Source organism: Streptomyces sp. NPDC091280 (assembly GCF_044768565.1).
GTDB lineage: Bacteria > Actinomycetota > Actinomycetes > Streptomycetales > Streptomycetaceae > Streptomyces.
The window spans coordinates 1-20,181 of record NZ_JBIVUZ010000025.1 but is presented as its reverse complement, the minus strand read 5'-3'; the positions used below and the strand labels follow the sequence as shown (position 1 = coordinate 20,181).

The 20,181-nt window shown below is 66.3% G+C and carries 21 protein-coding genes and 2 pseudogenes; 14 read left to right on the top strand and 9 right to left on the bottom strand.

What is annotated here, in order from left to right; translation table 11 throughout:
• Window positions 1-185 precede the first annotated feature (185 nt).
• Window positions 186-677, bottom strand: coding sequence for a MarR family winged helix-turn-helix transcriptional regulator (locus ACIQPR_RS46860; protein ID WP_403663176.1), 492 nt, complete (start codon window positions 675-677; stop codon window positions 186-188).
• Between the two features lie 142 nt (window positions 678-819).
• Between ACIQPR_RS46860 and ACIQPR_RS46855 the strand changes: the two genes are divergently transcribed.
• Both ACIQPR_RS46855 and ACIQPR_RS46850 read left to right on the top strand, forming a co-directional pair.
• Window positions 820-1,767: an NADP-dependent oxidoreductase gene (locus ACIQPR_RS46855; RefSeq protein ID WP_403663173.1), complete on the top strand. Its 948-nt coding sequence runs from the start codon at window positions 820-822 to the stop codon at window positions 1,765-1,767.
• Window positions 1,768-1,912: 145 nt separating this feature from the next.
• Window positions 1,913-2,035, top strand: a pseudogene (locus ACIQPR_RS46850) (IS5/IS1182 family transposase); the annotation flags it as partial.
• Between the two features lie 414 nt (window positions 2,036-2,449).
• Here the strand turns inward: ACIQPR_RS46850 and ACIQPR_RS46845 are convergent.
• Complete coding sequence (locus tag ACIQPR_RS46845; protein ID WP_403663170.1) at window positions 2,450-2,887, bottom strand: MarR family winged helix-turn-helix transcriptional regulator; 438 nt, start codon at window positions 2,885-2,887, stop codon at window positions 2,450-2,452.
• A 141-nt stretch (window positions 2,888-3,028) separates the two neighbouring features.
• Between ACIQPR_RS46845 and ACIQPR_RS46840 the strand changes: the two genes are divergently transcribed.
• From ACIQPR_RS46840 to ACIQPR_RS46825, 4 genes are read left to right on the top strand one after another with little or no spacing between them, the layout of a single operon-like run.
• Window positions 3,029-3,520: a hypothetical protein gene (locus ACIQPR_RS46840; protein ID WP_403663167.1), complete on the top strand. Its 492-nt coding sequence runs from the start codon at window positions 3,029-3,031 to the stop codon at window positions 3,518-3,520.
• Between the two features lie 49 nt (window positions 3,521-3,569).
• Window positions 3,570-4,220: an NAD(P)-dependent oxidoreductase gene (locus ACIQPR_RS46835; protein WP_403663164.1), complete on the top strand. Its 651-nt coding sequence runs from the start codon at window positions 3,570-3,572 to the stop codon at window positions 4,218-4,220.
• A gap of 60 nt (window positions 4,221-4,280) precedes the next feature.
• A complete protein-coding gene (locus tag ACIQPR_RS46830; RefSeq protein WP_403663161.1) occupies window positions 4,281-4,787 on the top strand; it encodes a nuclear transport factor 2 family protein in 507 nt (168 codons plus the stop codon).
• 31 nt (window positions 4,788-4,818) lie between these two features.
• A complete protein-coding gene (locus tag ACIQPR_RS46825; protein WP_403663158.1) occupies window positions 4,819-5,250 on the top strand; it encodes an IclR family transcriptional regulator C-terminal domain-containing protein in 432 nt (143 codons plus the stop codon).
• Here ACIQPR_RS46825 and ACIQPR_RS46820 read toward each other — a convergent pair.
• Complete coding sequence (locus tag ACIQPR_RS46820) at window positions 5,186-5,419, bottom strand: SDR family oxidoreductase (RefSeq protein WP_403663367.1); 234 nt, start codon at window positions 5,417-5,419, stop codon at window positions 5,186-5,188. The two genes, ACIQPR_RS46825 and ACIQPR_RS46820, sit on opposite strands and share 65 nt — an antisense overlap.
• 94 nt (window positions 5,420-5,513) lie before the next feature.
• On the opposite strand from ACIQPR_RS46820, the gene ACIQPR_RS46815 reads away from it, so the two are divergent.
• Window positions 5,514-7,811, top strand: a complete 2,298-nt coding sequence (locus tag ACIQPR_RS46815; protein WP_403663155.1) for an RHS repeat-associated core domain-containing protein — start codon at window positions 5,514-5,516, stop codon at window positions 7,809-7,811.
• Between the two features lie 451 nt (window positions 7,812-8,262).
• Here ACIQPR_RS46815 and ACIQPR_RS46810 read toward each other — a convergent pair whose 3' ends face one another.
• On the bottom strand, window positions 8,263-8,634 hold the full coding sequence (locus ACIQPR_RS46810) for a DoxX family protein (protein ID WP_403663152.1): 372 nt from the start codon (window positions 8,632-8,634) through the stop codon (window positions 8,263-8,265).
• 129 nt (window positions 8,635-8,763) lie between these two features.
• On the opposite strand from ACIQPR_RS46810, the gene ACIQPR_RS46805 reads away from it, so the two are divergent.
• The 3 genes from ACIQPR_RS46805 to ACIQPR_RS46795 all read left to right on the top strand — a co-directional run bounded on the left by ACIQPR_RS46805 (window position 8,764) and on the right by ACIQPR_RS46795 (window position 10,430).
• Window positions 8,764-9,225 (top strand): MarR family winged helix-turn-helix transcriptional regulator, encoded by a 462-nt coding sequence (locus tag ACIQPR_RS46805; protein WP_403663149.1) that lies wholly within the window; start codon window positions 8,764-8,766, stop codon window positions 9,223-9,225.
• Window positions 9,226-9,289: 64 nt separating this feature from the next.
• Entirely contained in the window at window positions 9,290-9,955 is a 666-nt protein-coding gene (locus ACIQPR_RS46800) for a hypothetical protein (RefSeq protein ID WP_403663146.1), read from the top strand.
• A complete protein-coding gene (locus tag ACIQPR_RS46795) occupies window positions 9,939-10,430 on the top strand; it encodes a hypothetical protein (protein WP_403663143.1) in 492 nt (163 codons plus the stop codon). Before ACIQPR_RS46800 ends, ACIQPR_RS46795 begins: the two co-directional genes overlap by 17 nt.
• A gap of 591 nt (window positions 10,431-11,021) precedes the next feature.
• Here the strand turns inward: ACIQPR_RS46795 and ACIQPR_RS46790 are convergent.
• Both ACIQPR_RS46790 and ACIQPR_RS46785 read right to left on the bottom strand, forming a co-directional pair.
• On the bottom strand, window positions 11,022-11,180 hold the full coding sequence (locus ACIQPR_RS46790) for a hypothetical protein (protein WP_403663140.1): 159 nt from the start codon (window positions 11,178-11,180) through the stop codon (window positions 11,022-11,024).
• Window positions 11,181-11,213: 33 nt separating this feature from the next.
• Window positions 11,214-11,525 (bottom strand): hypothetical protein, encoded by a 312-nt coding sequence (locus tag ACIQPR_RS46785; RefSeq protein WP_403663137.1) that lies wholly within the window; start codon window positions 11,523-11,525, stop codon window positions 11,214-11,216.
• Window positions 11,526-11,886: 361 nt separating this feature from the next.
• On the opposite strand from ACIQPR_RS46785, the gene ACIQPR_RS46780 reads away from it, so the two are divergent.
• Window positions 11,887-12,495, top strand: coding sequence for a hypothetical protein (locus ACIQPR_RS46780; protein WP_403663134.1), 609 nt, complete (start codon window positions 11,887-11,889; stop codon window positions 12,493-12,495).
• Window positions 12,496-13,384: 889 nt separating this feature from the next.
• Window positions 13,385-14,167 (top strand): annotated as a pseudogene (locus ACIQPR_RS46775) (IS5 family transposase); the annotation flags it as partial.
• 518 nt (window positions 14,168-14,685) lie between these two features.
• On the opposite strand, the gene ACIQPR_RS46770 reads toward ACIQPR_RS46775, so the two are convergent.
• From ACIQPR_RS46770 to ACIQPR_RS46760, 3 genes are all read right to left on the bottom strand, one after another.
• On the bottom strand, window positions 14,686-16,122 hold the full coding sequence (locus ACIQPR_RS46770) for a glycosyltransferase 87 family protein (protein WP_403663131.1): 1,437 nt from the start codon (window positions 16,120-16,122) through the stop codon (window positions 14,686-14,688).
• A 96-nt stretch (window positions 16,123-16,218) separates the two neighbouring features.
• Complete coding sequence (locus ACIQPR_RS46765) at window positions 16,219-16,398, bottom strand: ArsR/SmtB family transcription factor (RefSeq protein ID WP_403663128.1); 180 nt, start codon at window positions 16,396-16,398, stop codon at window positions 16,219-16,221.
• Between the two features lie 61 nt (window positions 16,399-16,459).
• Window positions 16,460-17,047, bottom strand: a complete 588-nt coding sequence (locus tag ACIQPR_RS46760; protein ID WP_403663125.1) for an SMI1/KNR4 family protein — start codon at window positions 17,045-17,047, stop codon at window positions 16,460-16,462.
• Between the two features lie 2,051 nt (window positions 17,048-19,098).
• On the opposite strand from ACIQPR_RS46760, the gene ACIQPR_RS46755 reads away from it, so the two are divergent.
• Window positions 19,099-19,587 carry a LacI family DNA-binding transcriptional regulator gene (locus ACIQPR_RS46755; protein ID WP_403663122.1) on the top strand — a complete coding sequence of 163 codons (489 nt, stop codon included), beginning with the start codon at window positions 19,099-19,101 and terminating at the stop codon, window positions 19,585-19,587.
• On the top strand, window positions 19,578-20,009 hold the full coding sequence (locus tag ACIQPR_RS46750; protein ID WP_403663119.1) for a hypothetical protein: 432 nt from the start codon (window positions 19,578-19,580) through the stop codon (window positions 20,007-20,009). Before ACIQPR_RS46755 ends, ACIQPR_RS46750 begins: the two co-directional genes overlap by 10 nt.
• Window positions 20,010-20,181: the final 172 nt, after the last annotated feature.

Here is a 20,181-nt window from a genome sequence, read left to right as displayed (position 1 = left end):
CCAGTCGGCGTCGGCTCGTGAGCCAAGGGGTGACGGACCGGCGCTCGACCGCCCGGGAGGAGCGCACGGGGCGCTGGGTGCACCTCCTCGCGTTCCTGGCCCGGGCGGGCGCCTCGGACGTGTTGACGGGCTCCTTTGTGCCCGAACGCGCACGCAGGGCTTGTCCGGATTAGTAGTCGAGGCGGTCAACGGCCGCCTGTTCCTGGACAGGGGCCATCGGGGCCGATGACGTCAGTGATGCGACGGCCCGTCTCGCGCAGGTGCCTCTGCTGGACCTTGGTCAGCGGGTCGAACACCAGCCGGCGTACCTCGGCGACATGACCGGGGGCCGTGGCGACGACCTTGTCCCAGCCGGCGTCAGTAAGGATGGCCAAGGTGTAGCGGCCGTCAGAGGGGTCGGGTGTTCGGCGGATCCAACCCTGCTTCTCCAGGCGCTTGACCGTGTGGGACAGCCGGGACAGTGAGGCCACGGCGAACTCGGCGAGCACGCTCATCCGAAGAGTGCGCTCCGGAGCCACTGAGAGACCCGCGAGCACCTGGTACTCGAAATGACTTATTCCGGCGTCACGCTGAAGCTGGGCGTCCAGCGCGGCTGGAAGCTGCATCAGCAGGCCGGCCAGGGCTGTCCAGGTCGTCTGCTCCTCGGTATCCAGCCAGCGGGGCTCGTATGTGCTCATGGTCACAGATTAACTTGAATTGTCAAGTCAAAGCAAGTGGATCTAACTTGTCTTTTCAAGTGACATGACTTGACGCCTCAAGTGAAAAGGGCTTACGGTTGAGTTGAAGGTTCAATTAACCGACGGATTCCTGGAGCTTCTCATGCGAGCATTCAACGTCCCTGCCGTCGGCGCTCAGCCGACGGTTTCGGCCCTGCCCGTTCCGCAGGTCACCGAGGGCACTGTCCTGGTCAGGGTGAAGGCGGCAGGTCTAAATGCCCTCGACAACACCCTGGTCGCGGGAATGATGGCCGAGATGATGCCGCACCAGTACCCGCTGGTTGTCGGGCGTGACGCCGCCGGCGTCGTCGAGGCCGTCGGCGCGGGCGTCGACGACGTGCGTGTCGGCGACGAGGTCTTCGGACACATCCTCCTGGCCCCGCCCATCCAGGCGGGAACCGTGGCCGAGTACGCCCTCCTGCCCGCCACCGCGGTCGCTGCGAAGCCAGCCGGTCTTGACTTCACCACCGCCGCCGCGATCCCGTTGGCAGGGGCCGCAGCGTCGGCATCGGTGGATGCTGTCTCGCCGGTTTCCGGTCAGACCGTCCTGGTCGTCGGCGCTGGCGGTGGCGTTGGCTCCTACGCGGTCCAACTCCTGGCCGCCCGAGGCGCCACCGTCGTCGCCACGGGCACCGCCACGGATGCCGATCGCCTGAAGGGCCTGGGTGCCACGACTGTGGTCGACCACACGACTGGCGACGTCGCGGCGCAGGTTCGCGCCGCGTATCCCGACGGCATCGACGCGCTGATCGACCTCGTGTCCTACAGTGCTGACGCCTTGCCGCTCGACCTGATCCGCAGGGGCGGCAAGGTCGCCTCCACGCTCAACGCCGCAGACGAACAGGCCCTGGCCAGGGCTGGACTGACCGGAACCAATGTCATGGCTGGCCCGACACGTGAAGTCATCGCGCCGCTCGCCGAGCAAGCCGCTGCGGGCACGCTCACCGTCGACGTCACCACCGTGCTGCCCCTCGAGCGTGCCGCGGAGGGGCTGGCCAAGCTCGCCTCCCGGACGGCCCGGGGAAAGATCGTCGTGCGAGTCGCCGACTGAGCCTCCTTGGTGGTCCGGCGTATCGGCCGGACCGCCAAGTATCGATATGACTTCCTGACTCCAACAGGAGCCGTTGATCATGTGACTGTCGGCTTGTCTGCTCATTGGTCTGGTCGTGGTGAAACGACAGTCGTGACCATGGATCGTGTCGGATGAACTGTGCTCGGTCACCGAGCCGTTGCTGCCCGAACCGGCGCTGAAGCTGGTCGAGGGCAGACCTCGAGTGCCCGACCGGCAGGCGCTGTGCGGGATCCTCTCGGTCCTACACACCGGCAACCAGTGGGAGTACCTGCCACAGGAGCTGGGCTTCGGTTCAGGTATGACCTGCGCGCCTGGCGTCCTGGATCAGCTGCACGTGCTGCTGCTGGAGAAGCTGCGGTCGAAGGACGAGCTGGACTGGTCCCAGGCGGTGATCGATGCCTCTCACGTCAGGGCTGCCCGGCGCGGCTCCAAAGCGATCCCAGCCCGGTCGGCGGAGCACGTCCGGGCGGCAACACCACCTCATCGTCGACGGGCAGGGTATCCGACTCGCCGGGTTCCCTCGAGAGAGGTCACCGAGCCCGGGGCAGCCTCACGGGCCACCCGGACACCTCTCCTGCGTCGCCGCCATCCTGCGCGTCTGGGGCGCACAGAAAGGTCGCACCTGCATGCTGTCGGCGAAAAGTCCGGGCGCTCGTCGGGATCAATCGTTGGCGTCCCGGAGTGTGCGGAGGATGCGTTCCAGGGTGTTGCGATCCTGGGCCGCCAGCGGCGCGGTGACGTGATTGCGGAGATGCGTAACGTGGGTGATCATGGCGCGGTCTAGTGCCTCGCTTCCCTTGTCGGTCAGGACGGCGAACGAGGCTCGTCGGTCAGCGGGGTCGGGGTCGCGGCGGATCAGGCCTTCCTTCTCCATGCGATCGGCGAGCCTGGTGAAGCCCCCCGAACTGAAGGACACCGCCTCCGCCAGGTCTGTCATGCGCAGCCGGTGGCCGGGTGTGCGCCCCAGCCGCAATAGCACCTCGAACCAGGTGTCCGGGACTCCCAGATCGCGATGCACCAGGGGCTTCAGGCGAGTGAACGCTTCCACGAACAGGCCGTAGAGCGTCACGTCGTCGTCATTCAGCAGTTGCTCGTTCACTTCACCAGCGTGGCAGAAAGCCGCATACGGAAGAAGTTGCTGTTGCAGTATCTGCTGATGCAGATATATTGTCTGCGTTGGCAGATGCTTTCGAGTCCTCCAAGGATTTCGAGTCCGCCTCCAGTGATGTGGAGCCTGCTCATGCGCAAACGTCTCCTCGCGGCGCTCGGTGTTGCCGCGGCCGTCACCGCTGGCCTGGCACTCGGGCCTGCCGCGGCGGATGCCGCCCCCGCGTCGCACGGCCACCGCGCGATCACCATCGAAGCCGTCGAAAGGGGCACGGCGATCAACATGGTCGACGTCGCTCCTGCCGACTCCGCCCTCGGAGACCAGCTGATCGGAACCGGTGACCTCCTTGGCCGCGATGGTCACAAGCTGGGTACGAGCAGCTTCGTTGGCGTGTCCACGGATGCCAAGCCGCGTACTGCCGAGCTGCTGACCTTCGTCTACGAATTGCCCGGCGGCAAGATCGCCACGGCGGGCACAGCGAAGCTCTCGGCCACCGGGCCCGTCTTCGACGCGCAGTTCGCCATAACGGGTGGCACCGGAAGGTATGAGAACGCCTCAGGCCAGGTGCGTGTCCTGCAGAAGACGGTGGAACAGGCGAGGGTCACGTTCAAGATCCGGCACTGACGAAATCAACGACAGGGCGAGTACCAAGCAAGACCGAACGGAGTCACCTGTGAAGATCCTTTTGATCGGCGCCACCGGCATGATCGGATCTCGTATTGCCGCCGAAGCGCTCGACCGTGGTCACCAGGTCACGGCCGCGACCCGCTCCGGCCGCGCGGATGCCCTGCCCGAGCACCCGGCGCTGTCCGGCCTCGCTCTGGACGCCTCCGTGTCGGGCAAGGTCGACCAGGCCGCCGCCAGGCACGACGTCGTCATTTCCGCCGTCTCCCCGCCCCGCGACGGTTCCGATCCCGCAGTCCCGCTCCTGGCGACCTACACGTCCTTGATCGCGGGGCTGCGCACCGCGGGTGTACGTCGCCTGGTGGTCGTCGGAGGCGCCGGCAGTCTCAAGACCGCCTCGGGCCGGGACCGGGTCGACACCCCCGACTTCCCCGAGCTCTACAAGCAGGAGTCGCTTGCCCAGCGCGAGGTGCTGCGCCTGCTCCGCGCCGAGGTGAACGACCTCGACTGGACCTACGTCTCCCCGGCCGATGAGATCGCCCCCGGCGAGCGAACCGGTGTCTTCCGCCTTGGCGGCGACGAACTGCTGACCGCCGAGGACGGCACCAGCTTCATCACCGCCGAGGACTACGCGGTCGCCCTGGTCGACGAGGCCGAGAAGAGCACGGCGATCCGCCGCCGCATCACCATCGCGTACTGACGGACGCGGCCCGCTGCCCCTGCGCGATTCACACACCCCCCACCACCAGGAGATTCATTCATGAAGCGCAAGAAGCTCACCGTCGTCGCCGGTCTGGCCGTCGCCGCACTCGCCGTGGGCGGCACGGCGTATGCCACCCAGAACACCGATGCACACAAGGGCCCGTCGCACGCCCGCTCGGCTGAGTGGACCGAGGCCCACAACAAGAAGGTGGCGGTGGCCTTCATCGACCTGGCGTTCAACCAGAAGAAGCCGCAGGAGGCCGCTGACCGGTACATCGGGGCCACCTACACCCAGCACAGCCCGGGCTTCGCCGACGGCAAGAAGGCGTTCGTCGACGCCGTCAAGGACTACACGACGCAGTTCCCGCAGTTGAACGAGGACATCAAGCGGGTCGGTGCCGATGGAGACCTCGTCTACATCCACACCCATGAGACCACTACACCGACGGACCGAGGTTCCGCGATCGTGGACATCTTCCGGCTGGAGCAGGGCAAGATCGTCGAGCACTGGGACGTGACCCAGGCGGTGCCGGAGAAGTCCGCCAACGACAACACCATGTTCTGACCCGGCTGCCGTCCTCGGCCGCCGACCGTCCTTGACGTGTCGGCGGCCGAGGACGTTTCCGACGCGGCGCTCGCGAGGTGCCCAGTCAGGCGTCGGTAGCGTCACTGGGAATGGGCTTCAGGCCTTCACCGACCGCACCATCGTCGACCGGGACCGGCTCACCGAGGAACTCCGTCGGGTACGCACCCAGGAGAACGCACTCACCGACGGCGAGTCCGCCCATGGTGTGCGAAGCCTTGCCGTGCCCATCCTCGACACCTCTCCTCGGCACGCTTCGCTGTTTCCGCCAAATACGAGGCTCATCTGGAGCACGAGTCGGGGACATGCCTCCGTCATGGAAGACATGTGCCCGCGCCCCGACAGTCCGGACCCGGTGAGGAGGTCCGCTGTCGTAGTGCTCAGTCCATGGGGAAGGCCGACTTGGCTGACATCGCGAAGTCGGACAGGAGGTGCGTTCCATTGACAGGGCGGGAGGCGGGGGATGCCAGGAAGAGCACCAGGGCGGCGACTTCTTCCGGGGTCTGCACCGGGTAGCGCACATCCGAGAAGCCGTTGTCGCGGCCCATGTCGGTACGGGACATCGGCGTGTCCACGATGCTCGGGCACACGCAGTTGACCCGAACCCCACGCACACCAGACCCGTGACCAGCAACTTCACGATGCACACCGCTCACTGGGAGCAGTCCGAGCACCACCAAATATCTCTACGACGCCGACGGCAACCAGTTGATCCGCCGAGACCCGGGTCAGACCACTCTGTTCGCAGGTGACACGGAGATCGTCGTCAACACCGCCGTCACCCCCAACGTCCTTCTCGGCGGTGTGCGCACCTATACCCACGGAGGCACTGGCACACCCGTGGCAGTGCGCTCGAGTCTCGCGGGCGGCGGTCTGAAGTACCTGTTCAATGACCCGCAAGGCACGGCGACCCTTGCCATGGACGCCACCACTCAGCAGGTCGCTCGTCAGCAGTACACCCCGTACGGACAGCCCCGGGCCAGCGCCAACACCACGGCGTGGCCCGATCCCTCCCACTCCTATCTGGGTAAACCCCAGGACACTTCCACCGGTTACACCGATGTCGGCGCCCGCAAGTACGACCCCACCCTCGGCCGCTTCCTCAGTGCCGACCCAGTCTTCGACGCCACCAGCCCTCAGCAACTCGGCGGCTACACCTACGCCGGTGACAACCCCGTGGGCGGCAGCGACCCGAGCGGCCTGGAGTCCTGCTTCCCCGTCTACTGCAGCGGGAAGCACGGCACCTATGGCAACTTGCCACCGATTGCGCCGACCACCAGCAGCGATGACACCAGTACTACCGGTGGCACCGTTGCGGACTCGTCCCAGGGGTCGACGCTGATCAGAAGTGCCGCGAACAAGTCGGCTCTTCCGGCAGCGTTCGCTCCGATGCTGTACCAGAAGCTCATGTGGTACATCAACGAGTACCGGGAGAAAGCAGCCGCAAACAGCCCGAATGGGGTAGCGAACAGGGATTTCACCCTTGTGGTGGCGCAGGTTGACGTAGATGAACCCCAGGGGATGGAGAAGACGACGCCGCGGTTCGTTGTCTTCTCCAGTGCAGGGCTGAAGTCAGATCTTGAGTCGGAACTCGACGACCTGGGCGTGGCCGTCGTGAAAGCGCCCAAGCCCCCGAAGGGGCAGCCGTCTATCCATGCGGAGGAAGTGGCGGCGGCCTACGCGGAGGATGAGGATTTTCAGAAAGAGGATTTGGGCGGGAAGATCGTTAAGGTGCAGAATGCATACGTCACTACCCAAGTGTGTGGATCGGCGTGTGCGAGAGCACTCGGAAGGTTCGTCGGGCTGGGGGAGTCCGAGTCCGAGGAACTTAAGGGCTCGAACGGCATGCTGTTCGGGAAAATCGTCAACAAGGCGTATCTGAACGAGGCGAGGAAGGCCATTGGTCTGTCACCCGGGCGGGGGGCCGCGATGCGAGTGGTGACGGACGCCATAGGTTCGGTGGTTCTCCCGGAGCAGCTGATCGCAGAGGCTGAGGAGGAGGGGGGAAATAGTGAGTTTGATCCGAGAGTCCCTGTGTCCCGAGAGGAATGCCGGTCCGTGGTGCGAGTTCTAGAGATGTTGTCCATTGACACGGGATACGCGCATGCGGTCCACCCCATGATCCAGTCCGGCATGGGGGCGGAGACCCTCCTCGTCTCGACCTGGGGGAACGGACCGGAGATCCACCGGTGGGACCTCAAGAACGGTGTCTCGGTATGGGACTCTGCGGAGGAACTGCCGGGCTGCAACGGCGCCGTTCTCGTGTCCCTTCCGGACGGTCGTCGAACCCTGGCCGTGTCCACTGAAGAAGGTGTGGAACGGTGGAACGCTCTGACCGGAGAGCCGCTGGAGGGTCTGTATTCGGCGGAGTCGACTGTTTGGGGCCTGGCTGCGGGAACCCTGCCGGACGGCAGAACGGTACTTGTGGGCGCCGGCAACGACGGCACGGTCCACCGATGGGACGTCGCGAGCGGTGAACCCTTTGGTCCTCCGTTGCGGGGGCACGGCACGACCGTGCTGTCCGTAGGGTTGGTCCATCTCTCGGTATCGAAAGCCGTGATCGTGTCCGGAGATGACTCCGGATTCCTCCGGCGCTGGGACGCGGTGACTGCTGAACCGATCGGCGCGCCCATCGCTGCGCATGCTTCTCAGGTCAACGTCATTACCCCTCTCGTTACTGGCGGTACGCGAAAACTATTCGCTTCGAGCGATGCAGATGGCGAGATCTGTCGATGGGATGCGATCACTGGTGAACAGGTTGGAGGGCCGCTGACGGCTGGAGCGGATGTCTACACTTTGGCGACGGCGTGTCCAGGCGGTATGTCGTTGCTGCTTGCGGCAGGAGCGGGTGGGGGGGTCGTCGCATGGAACGCGATCACCGATGAGGTGGTGAACGTCTCATTGCCGGGCGTCTCCGTAGCCGCACTCGATCAACCCGACGGATCTGCGCTTGTGGTGACGGGTACTTCTCAAGGCAACATTACTGTCTGGTCGTTGTCGGAGTGAGCCCGCGCCTTTGGCGGTACAGGCGACACCGGGACGCTGAAAAGGCGCTTGTTCCGATGGGGCGTCAGATGGCCGTGGCATGTGCTCATAGCGGGGCGGCGGGTGCTCGGTGGTGGCGTGCCGCGTCGCGTTGGTGCGGCGTCCGTATCGAGATCTTCCGGCAACGACACCATGGCGCCCACCTCCACCCCGCCACGGTAGGAGTACGACGGCACCGCCCACACGTCAATCAGCGTCTTCCCAGCTCAACTGTCCCTCGAAAGGATCCGCACCCAAAGGCGAAGGCGTCGGTCCCCGTGATGACCGAGGCGGCATCGACGCTGAAGTCTCTGCGCGCTGCGGGGTCTTCCTGGAGGGACCGTCTACCACGTAGAGTACGGGTGGCGATCGCCTCGGGACGCCGCCTTTAAGGCCAGGAGCCACCGGGCGAATCCACCTCCCGGGCGTAGGGTCACATGGCCAGGGTCAGGGTGACGGCCGCAGCGACGGAAAGCAAGCAGAACACTACGGGGGCGATGGCGTTCGCGCGAGTGTCGGGGTTGGCGAAGTCGCCGGCTCTGCCGTGGAAGACGGCAGCGCCGAGGGTCAGGACGGCGAAGCCGGTGGCCGCGGCGATGCCCAGCGGCTGCCAAAAGAGGCCGACGACCAGGCCGGCGGCGGCGGCAATCTCGGCCAGCCCGATCAGGCGAACCGCCCTGGAGCTCAGCTTCATGTGCGACTGGAGGGTGTCGATGTTCGCCCCCTTAAGCCTGGCCTTGGGTACCCCGGCGGAGATTGTTATCAGGGTCAGCAGCACGCTGAGGATGGCTGCGGTGATGTACATGGTTTCAGTCCTTCCAGCTCGGTCGCGGCCCGGCAGGCGCTGGCCACGCCGACGAGGACACGAGAAAGTTTCTTTCGAAAGAAACTATAAGTTTGCTGCCGAAAGAAAGCAAGCGCTAATGTGATTCACATGGGATTCAGTGGCGAAGCCGTACCTTTCACCGAGGAGGAAGAGGCCTTCCTGGCGGCTCTGCAGCCTGCCGTCATGGCCATGACGCAGGCATTCGACAAGGCTATGCGCGCTCAAGGCCTGACCCGGACCGAGTACTTCGTGCTCTTGGCGCTGAGCAAAGCCCCCGACCACACCATGAAGCTCGGGGACCTGGCCGGCCTGTGTCACGTCTCGCCCCCGGTGCTGGGGCGCACCGTCCAGACCCTGGCCTCCGAAGGCCTGCTCCTGCGCGAACAGGCACCGCATGATGCCCGATCGTTCAACGCCGTTCTCACCGACGTCGGGCGCACCCGCCTGGAGCAGGCACTGCCGGTCTACGTCGCCACGTTGCGCCGCCTGGTCCTTGATCATCTCCATCGCGAAGACCTCGACGTGGCCAAACTTGCCGCCGCCTGGCAGCGTATGGCGGAGACGGCCTGACATGGCATGGTCCCGCTCGGTTTTCCAGCCTGTGCCGTAGCTGTTCGGGATGTTCGTGGTGCCTGTGACCATGAACATCCCGTGCTCGTTTGCCGACCGGCATCGTGGTGTTCGCCATGTTCCAGGCAGGTCGGCACGGAGGCAACGTGGCACGCAGGCTGTCAATCGGTCAGCTCAGGGTGCAGGAGATCATCCACCGGGACGGACGGCGGTCGCACACGATCGTCCAGCCGGCCGGTGGCGTACACGCGGGGCCGAGCGGTTCCTGTCGCAGTACGCGGGCACTGAATCGGACCGGCCGTACGCGTACCTGCTCGTCGACCACCTGCGGTGGCTGGAGCACGAGGGGCTGGCCCCGGAGAACGTCGGCTTCCGGGACCTGGAGCGGTACATGGGCGCGGTCGGGGCGAAGGTCGCCGCACCGCTGGGGTCGCCGTGGCGGGTAGGCAAGCGTCCGTACGGCAACAGCGCGCTGTCCTCGGCGGCGTCGTGTCTGAAGGGCTTCTACCTGCGTCAGGCCGAGCTGGGCATCAACACCGAGCTGGCCGAGACACTCGACAAGCGACGGATGCCGACCAGGCAGGACCGGGACCGAGTCCTGCTGGGCCACATCACGAGGGACATGGTCGCGAACCCGCTGGCACCCCGCAGGATCCGCCGTCCGGCATCCGAAAATGCTGCCGGACGGCGCCCGGGGGTTGCTGCAGCCCGTTGTGAACTCGGCTCGTGACCGGCTGGTCGTCGACTGGCTGAGCGACGGAGGCTTCCGCGTCGGAGAACTGTGTGGGCTGCACCTGTGCGACCTCCACCTGCGGGAAGGAGCCGGCTGCGGCGAGTGCCGCGCGCCGCACGTCCACGTGTGTCACCGCGAGGCCCTGCCCAATAGGGCCCGAGCGAAGACGAAGCGGCCCTGGGAACTCACGGACGGCACCATCCGGGGCGGGCTCATCAAGCGGGTCAGCCCGGCGATGATCCACGCCTACTTCGACTACCTCACGGGCGAGTACCCGCGCGGCGCTTCCCACGGGATGCTCCTGGTCCAGCAGCACGGACCGGACCGGGGCCTGCCATGGGCTCCGGAAGGCGTCCGCAAGATGATCGCGCGGGCCGCGGCACGGGCGGGTCTGGGCAAGCTCCGCCCCACGCCTTCCGTCATTCCTTCGCGACCGCGGTCCTCGATGCCTCGGACGGCAACCTCGTGGTGACCCGAGATGCTGGTGGCTGGGCCTCCACCCAGGTCGTCGACGAGATCTACGCCCACGTGGACGTCAACGATCCCGTCTTCAACACCGCGCTGCTGAAGACATGGGGGAGTGAAGATGTGCTCGCCGTCACCGCTCCGCGTCCTGGCCGACCCGGTCCATGCCCGTCGCACTCGCGACAGGCTTGAGGTGCTGACCGCTCTGCTCGGCGGCCCGTCGGTCGATCCGCTCTACCGCGACCCCGTGATCGAAATTCCCGCGGACCACCCCGTCTATCCCTGGGGCTGCAAGGTTGCCAGCTGCGGAAACGCCAAATCGTCACGCAGAGACATCTGCAGCCCCCACGAGAGAGAGTGGCTGCGCGCGCGGCGTGAAGGTGTCACGCGTCGCGCGTTCCTCAACGATGCCAGGCCAGTCGAGGTCCGGCGGCCCGACCCTGCGGCGGGCACACTCGACCTCCGGGGCCTGTTGCCCCTGACCAGGGCAGAGTTCCAGTGGGGGTTGTTCGCCCACACACAGCAGGCATCCCGCTACGACTGGCACGTGAGCGAACTCCGCGCCGTCGTCCGCTTCCTCCAGAACCACCGCGTCGCATCACTGTTGGAGCTCGAGCCGGCTGGCGAGCACGTCCCCACCCGGCACGTCGGCGTCCTGCGCGAGATCTCCGCCGAGCTGCGGATCATCTACTTCACCCCAGAAGAGACCAAGGAGGCCGGATACATCGAGACCGAGCACTTCGGGGTTCGTTTCCACCGCTCCCGCAGCGACTTCGATCTCACGCCGGTGTCACAGCGATGGCTGCGTGATCTCCTCTGGGATCACCTCGCCGACCGGCTCCGATCGCCCCAGGGGCCAGCGCGCAGAGGGGGCCTGCTCCACCACGACAGGCGAGCATGCACCGAACTCAGCGCCTTCCTCGAAGCGGTGGCGCCGGGCGGCGGACACGACCAGGCACTCCTCACCGAGGAGCACATGCGCCGCTACGTCGCCGACCACAACAAGCGCGTCCGGGAGGGCCTGCCGTCCCTCGCCATCCGGGCTGTGAACGGTAAGCCGTCCGTTGTCACGGGCAACACCCGCCGGTTCACCTTCAACCATGCCCGCGCGATCTTGAGGAACGCGCTGGACAGCGGCGAGGCCGAGCGGATCGGCCTGCCACGGACGTTCACCACCGGCACCAAGACCACCAACTGCTTTCCAGACCTACCTCGACCAGCACGAAATCCCACGGTCAAAGTCCTGGCGGACCCTCGGCACCTGACCTCCACACCCAAGATCACCGACAGAGTCAAGCTGAACCTGTGCCTCAGCCGTGCGGAGGCCAAGAGTGAGTGTACGGATTCGTACGGAAAACGTGACTCCGGGCCGGGCCTCCGGGAATCTGGACGGGTCGCCCGGGGCCGGGCCCGCCCGGACGTGGCGACTCGATGTCAGATCAACATCACCGTCAGGAATCGCCATGAGTCTTCGTTCTCTCAGCCGCAAGATGACCTATCTGACCGCCGCCTTCGCCCTCGCGGCGGGACTCGGTGTCGCCGGCGCCTCGAGCGCCGCCGCTGTGCCCGCCCAGAACTGCGGTGCCAGGACCCAGCCGGTCCCGGTCGACTACGGGCTCAAGCTGACCACCGACAACAACATCGGCCCCAAGCTCGGCGATCTCTACCTGGGTTACTTCGGCGACTGCCGCGGTGTCTACGCGGAGATTCGCTGGGACACCCCCGAGGACAGGAACCTCCAGACCGGCGCCCAGTGGCTGGACGCGCACGTCGAAGGCTCCATCTATCTGGAGGACGAGAACTCCAAGAAGTTCGGCTATGTGCCTTTCGCGCTGACGGCCAACGGCTCCACCACCACCTCGAAGATCATGACCATCGACAAGGACATGGACGGCAACAACTACGCCGCCCCGAAGGCCTTCTACCCTCGCGTCGACCTCCGGGTCGCACAGATCGACCAGGCGGGCGGCCTGACCTACGGCCCCCACGCCTGCTACATCTCCGGCAACAGCCACACCTTCAGCGACGGCGGCTGGCAGAAGAATGCGGGCGGCGGCTACTGCGCCGGCTGACCGGCACCCGGCCACTCGGGGGAAAGCCCGCTCATCCGTCGGGGTGAGCGGGCTTGGGGAGGGGGTCCTACCGTTAGCCACTCTAGGACCGGCAACACCTCGTGTGGGGTGGCAAGTTGCACAGTGCAGCCGGGGTTCCGGTGCCGCAGCGCACAGCGAGGGTGGAATAGCGCCGGTGGGCGCGTACGCAACCGGCTCAAACGCCTTCAGTACCGGCCCGGCACTCACGACGGCTTCGTAGCCGGCACCGGCCTGGCCCTCGACGAACCAGCGTCACCTTGACGAGCCGAAGTCAGTATCGCAGTCCATGAGCGCCGGACCAGGCCGGGCTGCGCAGCCGTGGCTTCGACGACGCTGGCCTCAGCAGCAACACCCGCACGGTGCCGTCCTGCGAGCACCCGCCTGTCCAGGCTGGCGTTGACCGCGGCAACGGTTGATGACCGCGTACAGGTTGCCGCCGGTCTTGGCCAGGGAGTCCGGGACGCCGGCCAGGACCAAGGCGAGTTCGGGGTTGCCGACCGGCGGCATCGGGGCCCGGCCCACCCCCCCTTGTCGCTGCTCCTCCTCTCGTAGGCGGACAGCCCCCGGTCCCGGCTCCAACTGGGCGAAGCGACGGTAGAGGTACCAGCCGAACGCCTCCACCAGGCGTCGGCCCCAGCGCTACTCGCCTGAGCCCTTCAGCAGCTTCTGGAAGCCTCGTCCAGGTCGACCTCGCCGCTGGTGACCGCGTTCTCGAAACACTCAGGGTGACGGTGACGGGTTCCTAACGACTCCTAACAAAAGGGGTTTCTGGAGCTCCGGGAATGACGGCGTGTCAGTTCTAGTTGAGGCTGGCCGAAGGGGGTGCGAGCCAGTCGAGACGAGGAGGACCGCTGCCAGGCCGTGGGAGATCGACAACGAGTTGTGGGCGCGGATCGAGCCGCTGCTGCCGGTCGTCCCGCGTAATCCGCGGCGTCCGGGTCGTAAGCGTCTGGATAGTCGCAAGGTGCTGTGCGGGATCCTATTCGTTCTGTACACCGGGATCCGCTGGGAGTTTCTGCCGCAGGAGCTGGGCTTCGGGTCGGGGATGACCTGCTGGCGACGGCTGCGGGATTGGAACGAGGCCGGGATCTGGCAGCGGCTGCACGAGCTGCTGCTGTCCGAGTTGCGGGCCGCAGACCTGCTGGACTTCTCCCGTGCTGCGGTGGACTCCAGCCACATCCGCGCGATGAAGGGCGGGCCGGCCACCGGTCCGTCCCCGGTGGACCGGGGCAAGTCCGGCAGCAAGCACCACCTGATCGTCGAGGCGCACGGCATCCCGCTCGCCGCGATCACCACCGGCGGCAACCGCAACGACGTCACCCAACTGATCCCGCTGATCCAGGCCGTCCCGCCGATCCGCGGCAAGCGCGGTCAGCCACTGCGCCGCCCAAAGCACGTGTATGCCGACCGCGGCTACGACCACGAGGTCTACCGGGACAAGGTCCGTCGGTTCCAGATCACCCCGCACCTCGCCCGGCGTGGCACCGGGCACGGATCCGGCCTGGGGGTGCACCGCTGGGTCGTGGAAGGAGCGATCGCGCTGCTGCATTGGTTCCGCCGCCTGCGCATCCGCTGGGAGATCCGCGACGACATCCACCACGCGTTTGTCACCCTCGGCTGCGCCGTCATCTGCTGGCGACGTCTGCGCACCGCACTCAATCGGTGCCAGCGATGCCTCCAGGATTGCCGTCCTGGAGGCCTTCGTATGCCTGGCTCCGCATCAGAGGCAGGCGTCCCCATCGCGGCTCGACCGAGAACGACTCGGAGTGCCGCCAGAGGAGTTCTGACCCGTTCGACACCGTCCTGACCTCGGCCGATTCGGGGCCAGACAGAGGGCGATTGCCTCTGACTGGCTCCGAGCAGCTCGGGTCGAACCCGGGTCGAATCAGAGCGGTTTCCTCTGACTGCCTCCGATCGCCTCTGCAACCCGTCCTAGCAGGTCACAACCGATACGGCTCGCAAAGGCGCAGGTCAGAAGGGTGCTCAGGAATACCCAGGTGTACAGCCCGTACTCGGCACCCACGTCTAGACAGACGTCCCCTGGGCGGACGAGCATCCCGACTCCGGCCACCTCGTCCTCGACGAAGTCCAAGCGGCGTGCCGCCCAGGTGAGTACACCGGCGACCCCGGTCGCGCGTCGAACGCCATTCCTCGGGAATCCGCGCATGGTCATCGACCGGCTTCCGCGTGCGCCGAAGACACGGCACCGGGTCCACCTGTAGTGCGCGTGCGGCGCACCGTGTACTCGTCAACGGTGGCCGACGCGCACCTTTCGCCCGACGGCGCAAGCCCGCTTTCCCTTGCCTCACCTGTCCGGGACACACCTGAGCCCACCACCCTGGTGCGGCGCTCCGGCGCGGCGCACCGAGCCCACACCATGAGGACGACCGGAAGCGCGAGGTAGCCGAACCGGCCGGCGGGAGCCAGCAGGAAGCCGACGCACAGGCCGATCGCGAGACACTGAGCAGCGGACGCCGCGTCGGCAGGTGGGCGTAAGACCAGCGAGGCGATGACGACGAGTGCGCCGATGAGGAGCAGTCCCACGGCCGCGTACCAGCCGACCGGCCCCAGCTCCGTGAGCAGACGCCCCGGTAGCGGGCTGTCCGCAGGCGTCTCGACCCCACCGCGGCCGGTGGGAAAAGCGATCACCTGCTGAACCATCGCGGCCGGCGACAGCAGTGCGCTCGGCAGGACCACGACCAGCGTTCCTGTGACCGCCACGCCCGCACAGCGCCAGGCCGCCCGGCCCCCTCGGACACATCCGACAAGGGCCACGGCCACCGCGATCGCGGGCCAAGCGGTCCACTTCAGGGAGCATGCCGCCGCCAGGGCCAGCCCGGCAGCCACGTACCGCCCCCGCGCGGCGAAGGCCAGTGCGAGACAGCACAGTCCGGCCAAGGGGAGGTCCACCCCGCTCACGCACAATGCCAACGCGACCGGCGGAGACGCGGTCAGTACTGCCATCGCCGTCCCGTAGGGAAGGCGTCCACGGCGGGTGGCACCAGCCGCAGTCAACGGCGGCCTCAGGACCCGGCGTCCGGCCCACAGGCATGAGATGAAGGCCAGGGCGCACCAAATGCGGGCGTCCCCCAGCAGACGCAGCGGCCAGGCGCCCTCGCCCAGCAAGGCCCGGGGCATACCGAACAGCGACATGCCGGGCAAGTACGGCGTGTAGTCGACAACATGGTGCGGATGCGCCAGGTAGGGCGTGGCTTGACGGAGCATCAGGACACCCGAGCGCTCGATCACGCCGACTTCACTCTGCTGTGCTCCCGTCAGCACCAGGTACGTCAGGGGCAGTACGACGGCTCCTGCCAGAGCGATCGCCAAACCTGCCGTACGGGCGCGTGGCCCCGGCTTCCAGTACGTGACCGTCGCCGCGCAGGCGTACCCGATGCCGGCGCTCAGCCCCCAGACGCGGTGCGTCTCAAGGTGCGACACCAGCGGAAATCCCAGCGCCCAGACAGCGGCGAGCGCCCATCCGACGACCCAGCACAGCTGGGTGTCCCAGTGGCGGGTGATCTCGCGTGCCAGTTCTGCGACCGTCTTCTCGACCCGATGAACCATCACCCTGTCATTGCAGCCCCGACTCGGTGTCGAGGTCATGACGGCTAGGTCGAGACCCGCTCTTCCGGTTCTCCCTACCTACAGCCGCCCTCGGGCGTGGGCCGTCGGCCGTACCGCGTTGCGGAACCGCGTCAGTCAGTCCTGCCTGCCGAGGACGGCCTCGCCGAGGTGTGTGAGGCGGTGCACGGTCAGGTTGTTCCGGCGCTCCGTCGCGACCAGTCCGGATCTGCGCAGTACGCCCAGGTGCTTGCTGGCCGACGGATTGGAGATGCGAAGTCGACGCGATATCTCGCCGGTCGAACTCGGCGATCGCACGGTGGCTCTGTCGGCGAGTCGTGGTTCGGGCTCACATTTTCCGAGGAGTGGCTACGGAGAGTCAGATCTTCGGTGCCATGCGATGACGGTCTGGATGGGCACGTAGCCGAGGTGAGGTGAGTTCCAGAGCCCGGTTGTCGCGGCCGGCGCTCATGTGGTTGAGCCAGCGTTCGTACCAGTCGAGGAAGTCAGTGGCGGAGGACACGTTCGGGCCCCAGTAGCCGTCGCTGTTGCCAATGAGGACGCGGCCGGTGAGCGGACCGGTCACCGCGATGACGCATACGTCGGTGCAGCCCATCTCGATAATGTTGAGGAAGAGGTCGCGTTCGTGTGCCCGAGGTTCTGTGCCGTCGAAGCCTCGGGTTGCCCCCGGTTCCCCTTGCGGATTCATGACCAGCAGGGAACACCTCTCCAGCGGTATGAGGCCGTAGTACGGTGCCGCCCCTGAGCCGCCGATGTGTCTAAGGAACTGCCGATAGGCGTCGGGAAGGACGATGTCGTGGTCGGCCTCAAACGCAGCGACGCGTGCTTCCGCCAGCCTCGGACCGGGGAAGAACTTGTGTTGCTCTTCCCCGAAGGAATGGCTGCGCAGCGGTTGGAAAGGGATCGCGGCCAGCTTGCGACGCAGGCGGGGTATGCGGGGATCCATCGTGCTTCTCTCGTCCGCGTCACCTTATGTGTGGCTGTAGTCAACTGGCCAGCAGTCCCCGCTTCCGCAGGAGCGCGAATCCGGCCCGACCGAACATCTGGCGCTTGAGCTCTTGATCCGGTCGACGTGGCCCTCCACGACGCCGGAGTTCCAGGACAGTGTGAGGCCGGCGATGACGGCGTCGAGGTCGCGTTCGAGGTGCTGCGCGAAGTGCCGGAGGCTGACTAGGTCGGTAGTGGAGGTGGCCGCTGCTGAGGAAACGCGTCCTGCCCGTCGCCGCCAGTCGACAACCGAACAGGGTGACGAGCATGACGGTCGCATAGCCGGCTTCACGAAAATCTTAGATGAGCCAATTCCAGTGGCCATCAGCCTGGACTCGGCTAGCCGCACGTCTGGACTTTGCCACGGCAGCCATCAACCCAGGCCAGGTCTTGGCCGGGCTGGTCCCCTGGGCGAACTCATCAACGCCGTACGGCAGTCCGCCTCGTCCGCTCAACGCCGCAGAATCCCGCCCCTTGTGCAAAGAACCGCCCAGCACACCACTCATCAGGATGACGCGCGCCCCTATCCCCGGTCGCCCATGACTACACTGCGCCTTGCGCATGGCCTCAGCGCGCGGCGTGGCACCGTCAAGCGTGAGGCCAGAAGGTGCCACGCATCTCCCGGGACTTTCGGGGCGGCTAGCCGCAGACCAACTCGTCACCGCCCACGCGGGCACGAGTGTGTCTGTGCGCCCCAGCCCGACGGCTCCCCTGCTGCCCTCCTGGTCGTACTACTGTCCTCGCGGGCAGTCCGGGCGGTCACCAGGACATGAATACACAGTGATCAACGAGGCCGGACGCTCGGCGTGGCTGTCGCGTGCGGCAGACGGAAGTCCAGGACCCGATTCATCTCACGCGAGGCAGCTTGTGCCGTCCTGAGGGCGTCAGTGACTACATCACCACGTTCGTGTATGAGCCGGTCGTAGATCGGGGCGTCGCCCTGCTCCGTTGTGCTCACCGTGCTGTTCCCTTCGTGACGATGACATCTGCCGTGTCCCAAGGGCTGCAGGCGGAGGCCGAGTGTAGGTGGCGCGCCCGGCCAGCATCGCATGGTTCCTCCGCGTGTCACCCGCGAGCCCCCACGCACCGACACTTGGCCGAGGAAGCCACGGGCCACTCAGGACTGATTCCATGCAAGCGTATGGCGCCAGAACAACCGTCGTCGCAGTCGTGCGCCAGGCAAGGTGTCTCCGGCTTTGCGGACGATGTCGTCAAAGCTCATGTCCGCTGGGCGAGAAGTAGCCGTCATGGAGGCGGGCCGCTGTGAGGAGCGGCCCTTGTTCTTGAGCTGGCTGTGACGTCGTTGATCGGGCTCTGGCACAGATCTTGGACGCTGTCGTGGATCTTGGGTTTCGACTGACTGCGATCATGAAGCTGCGCCAGTCTCACGATGGGATCGGGCCGTGAGATATCCGAGGGGTTGCGAGACTTGTGGAGGCTGCGGTATTTCCCGGCTCGTCGACCTTCCAGCGACATCCGGCAGCACGGGCAAGGTCGGCGACGGTGACCTCAGTGGAGCGCAGGCGAGGAAGCAGGCGATCTCGTCGGGCTTGCTGATGCTGCGGCGGGCCAGCATCCACCGCTGCCAGGTCGGCTCGTCGCCGTCGAACTCTCACGCTGCTGGCAAACGGGTGGCGGCCCAGTCATAGAACCGTTTCCCTTTGGCTCCCTGCCCTACCGACAGGCGCCGCCACGCCTTGGGCGGGGCCTGGGCGCGGACGGGGTCGATGCGCGGGCTGTGGACTGGCTGGGTTTTGGGCTCCGCGACGACGGAGGACAGGCCGTGTTCTCCTGAGACAAGGTCACCGGACTCCATGGAACCCTGACAGCTCCGAACCCGGAACTCCTGATCCGCGGTGTCAACCACGCCGCGCCGTAGGGTTGAGTACCGTTCGTGTCAAGGCAATTCGATTCGACGGAACGGGTGCACTCGGTGTCCCGTAGTGGCCCGCGCGTCAGGCCCGTCGACCTCCTTCGAATGGGTGGACGCCGTGCCGCGGGGACTCGGGTGTGCATGACAAGGTCAGGGCAGGGGTGATGGGGACTTCCCAAAGAGTCACGCTCAACGACGTGGCTGTGGCGAGCGGTGTCTCTCGCGCCACCGTCAGTTTCGTTCTGAACGATGACCCGCACCAGACCATCTCGGCCGCTACCCGCGACCGAGTGAAGGAGGCGGCTCAAAAGCTCGGGTACGTTCCGCACGGCGTGGCGCGAGCGTTGCGGGAAGGAACCTCGCGCGTCGTCGTCCTGAACATCGACGCGGGTATGGAAGGCGCGTACTCCCGCAGCTACATTCACGGACTCGACGCAGAGTTGACCGCCCACGGCCATGTCCTTCTGGTCCGAAATGGAAACCACACCGCACAGTCCACCCAGCAGGTCCTCGACGCTATCGTCCCCCGCGCCGTGATCCGCTTCGGTGAGACGTACCTCACGGGTCACGCCCTAGGGCGTGTATCGAAAGTGGATCTTGCACATAAGGTGTCGGCATGCCGCTGAGTCGCATAGCCCTCTCGTCCGGACGTTCGATCGAGCTCACCGAGCTGCGAATGTCTTCGACCTATGGAGGGATGCTGGAGGGCTACCCGTGCAAGCCCATCAACGACATGAAGGTCAGGAGCCTCCAGCGGCAGGCTGAACGTGCGTTTCCCTCCGCGCCGGTCCATCTGGTTCCTCCCTCCCGCGAGTACCCGGACCAGACTGCCGGTGCCTTCGGCCCCGTTGAGGTGCTGCCTTCCGTGGCCTGCATCGGCGCCTTCCGCTCGACAGCGGTCGCCCCTGAACTCGACCCGGTGCTGCACCGTTCCGCTCTCACCGTGATCTGGTTCCAGACCGGCTTGGATGTCCCGTCGGGCAAGGACGCCGACCTTGTGCTGCGCAGCATTCGCTGGGAGGAACTGGCCCAGGACTACGAGCTCTAGCGGCAGGCGCCGATCACAACCACTCGTTGATGGCAGCGATCAGGACGGTCGCCTCGTAACGGACCGCCAGCTTGTCATATCGCGTGGGTGCGCCACGAGGCGCCATGGAATCGAGTGAGGTGAGAGACCTTCACCACCGGGTTGTCGTAGCAATCCGGTTGAAGCTGGGGGC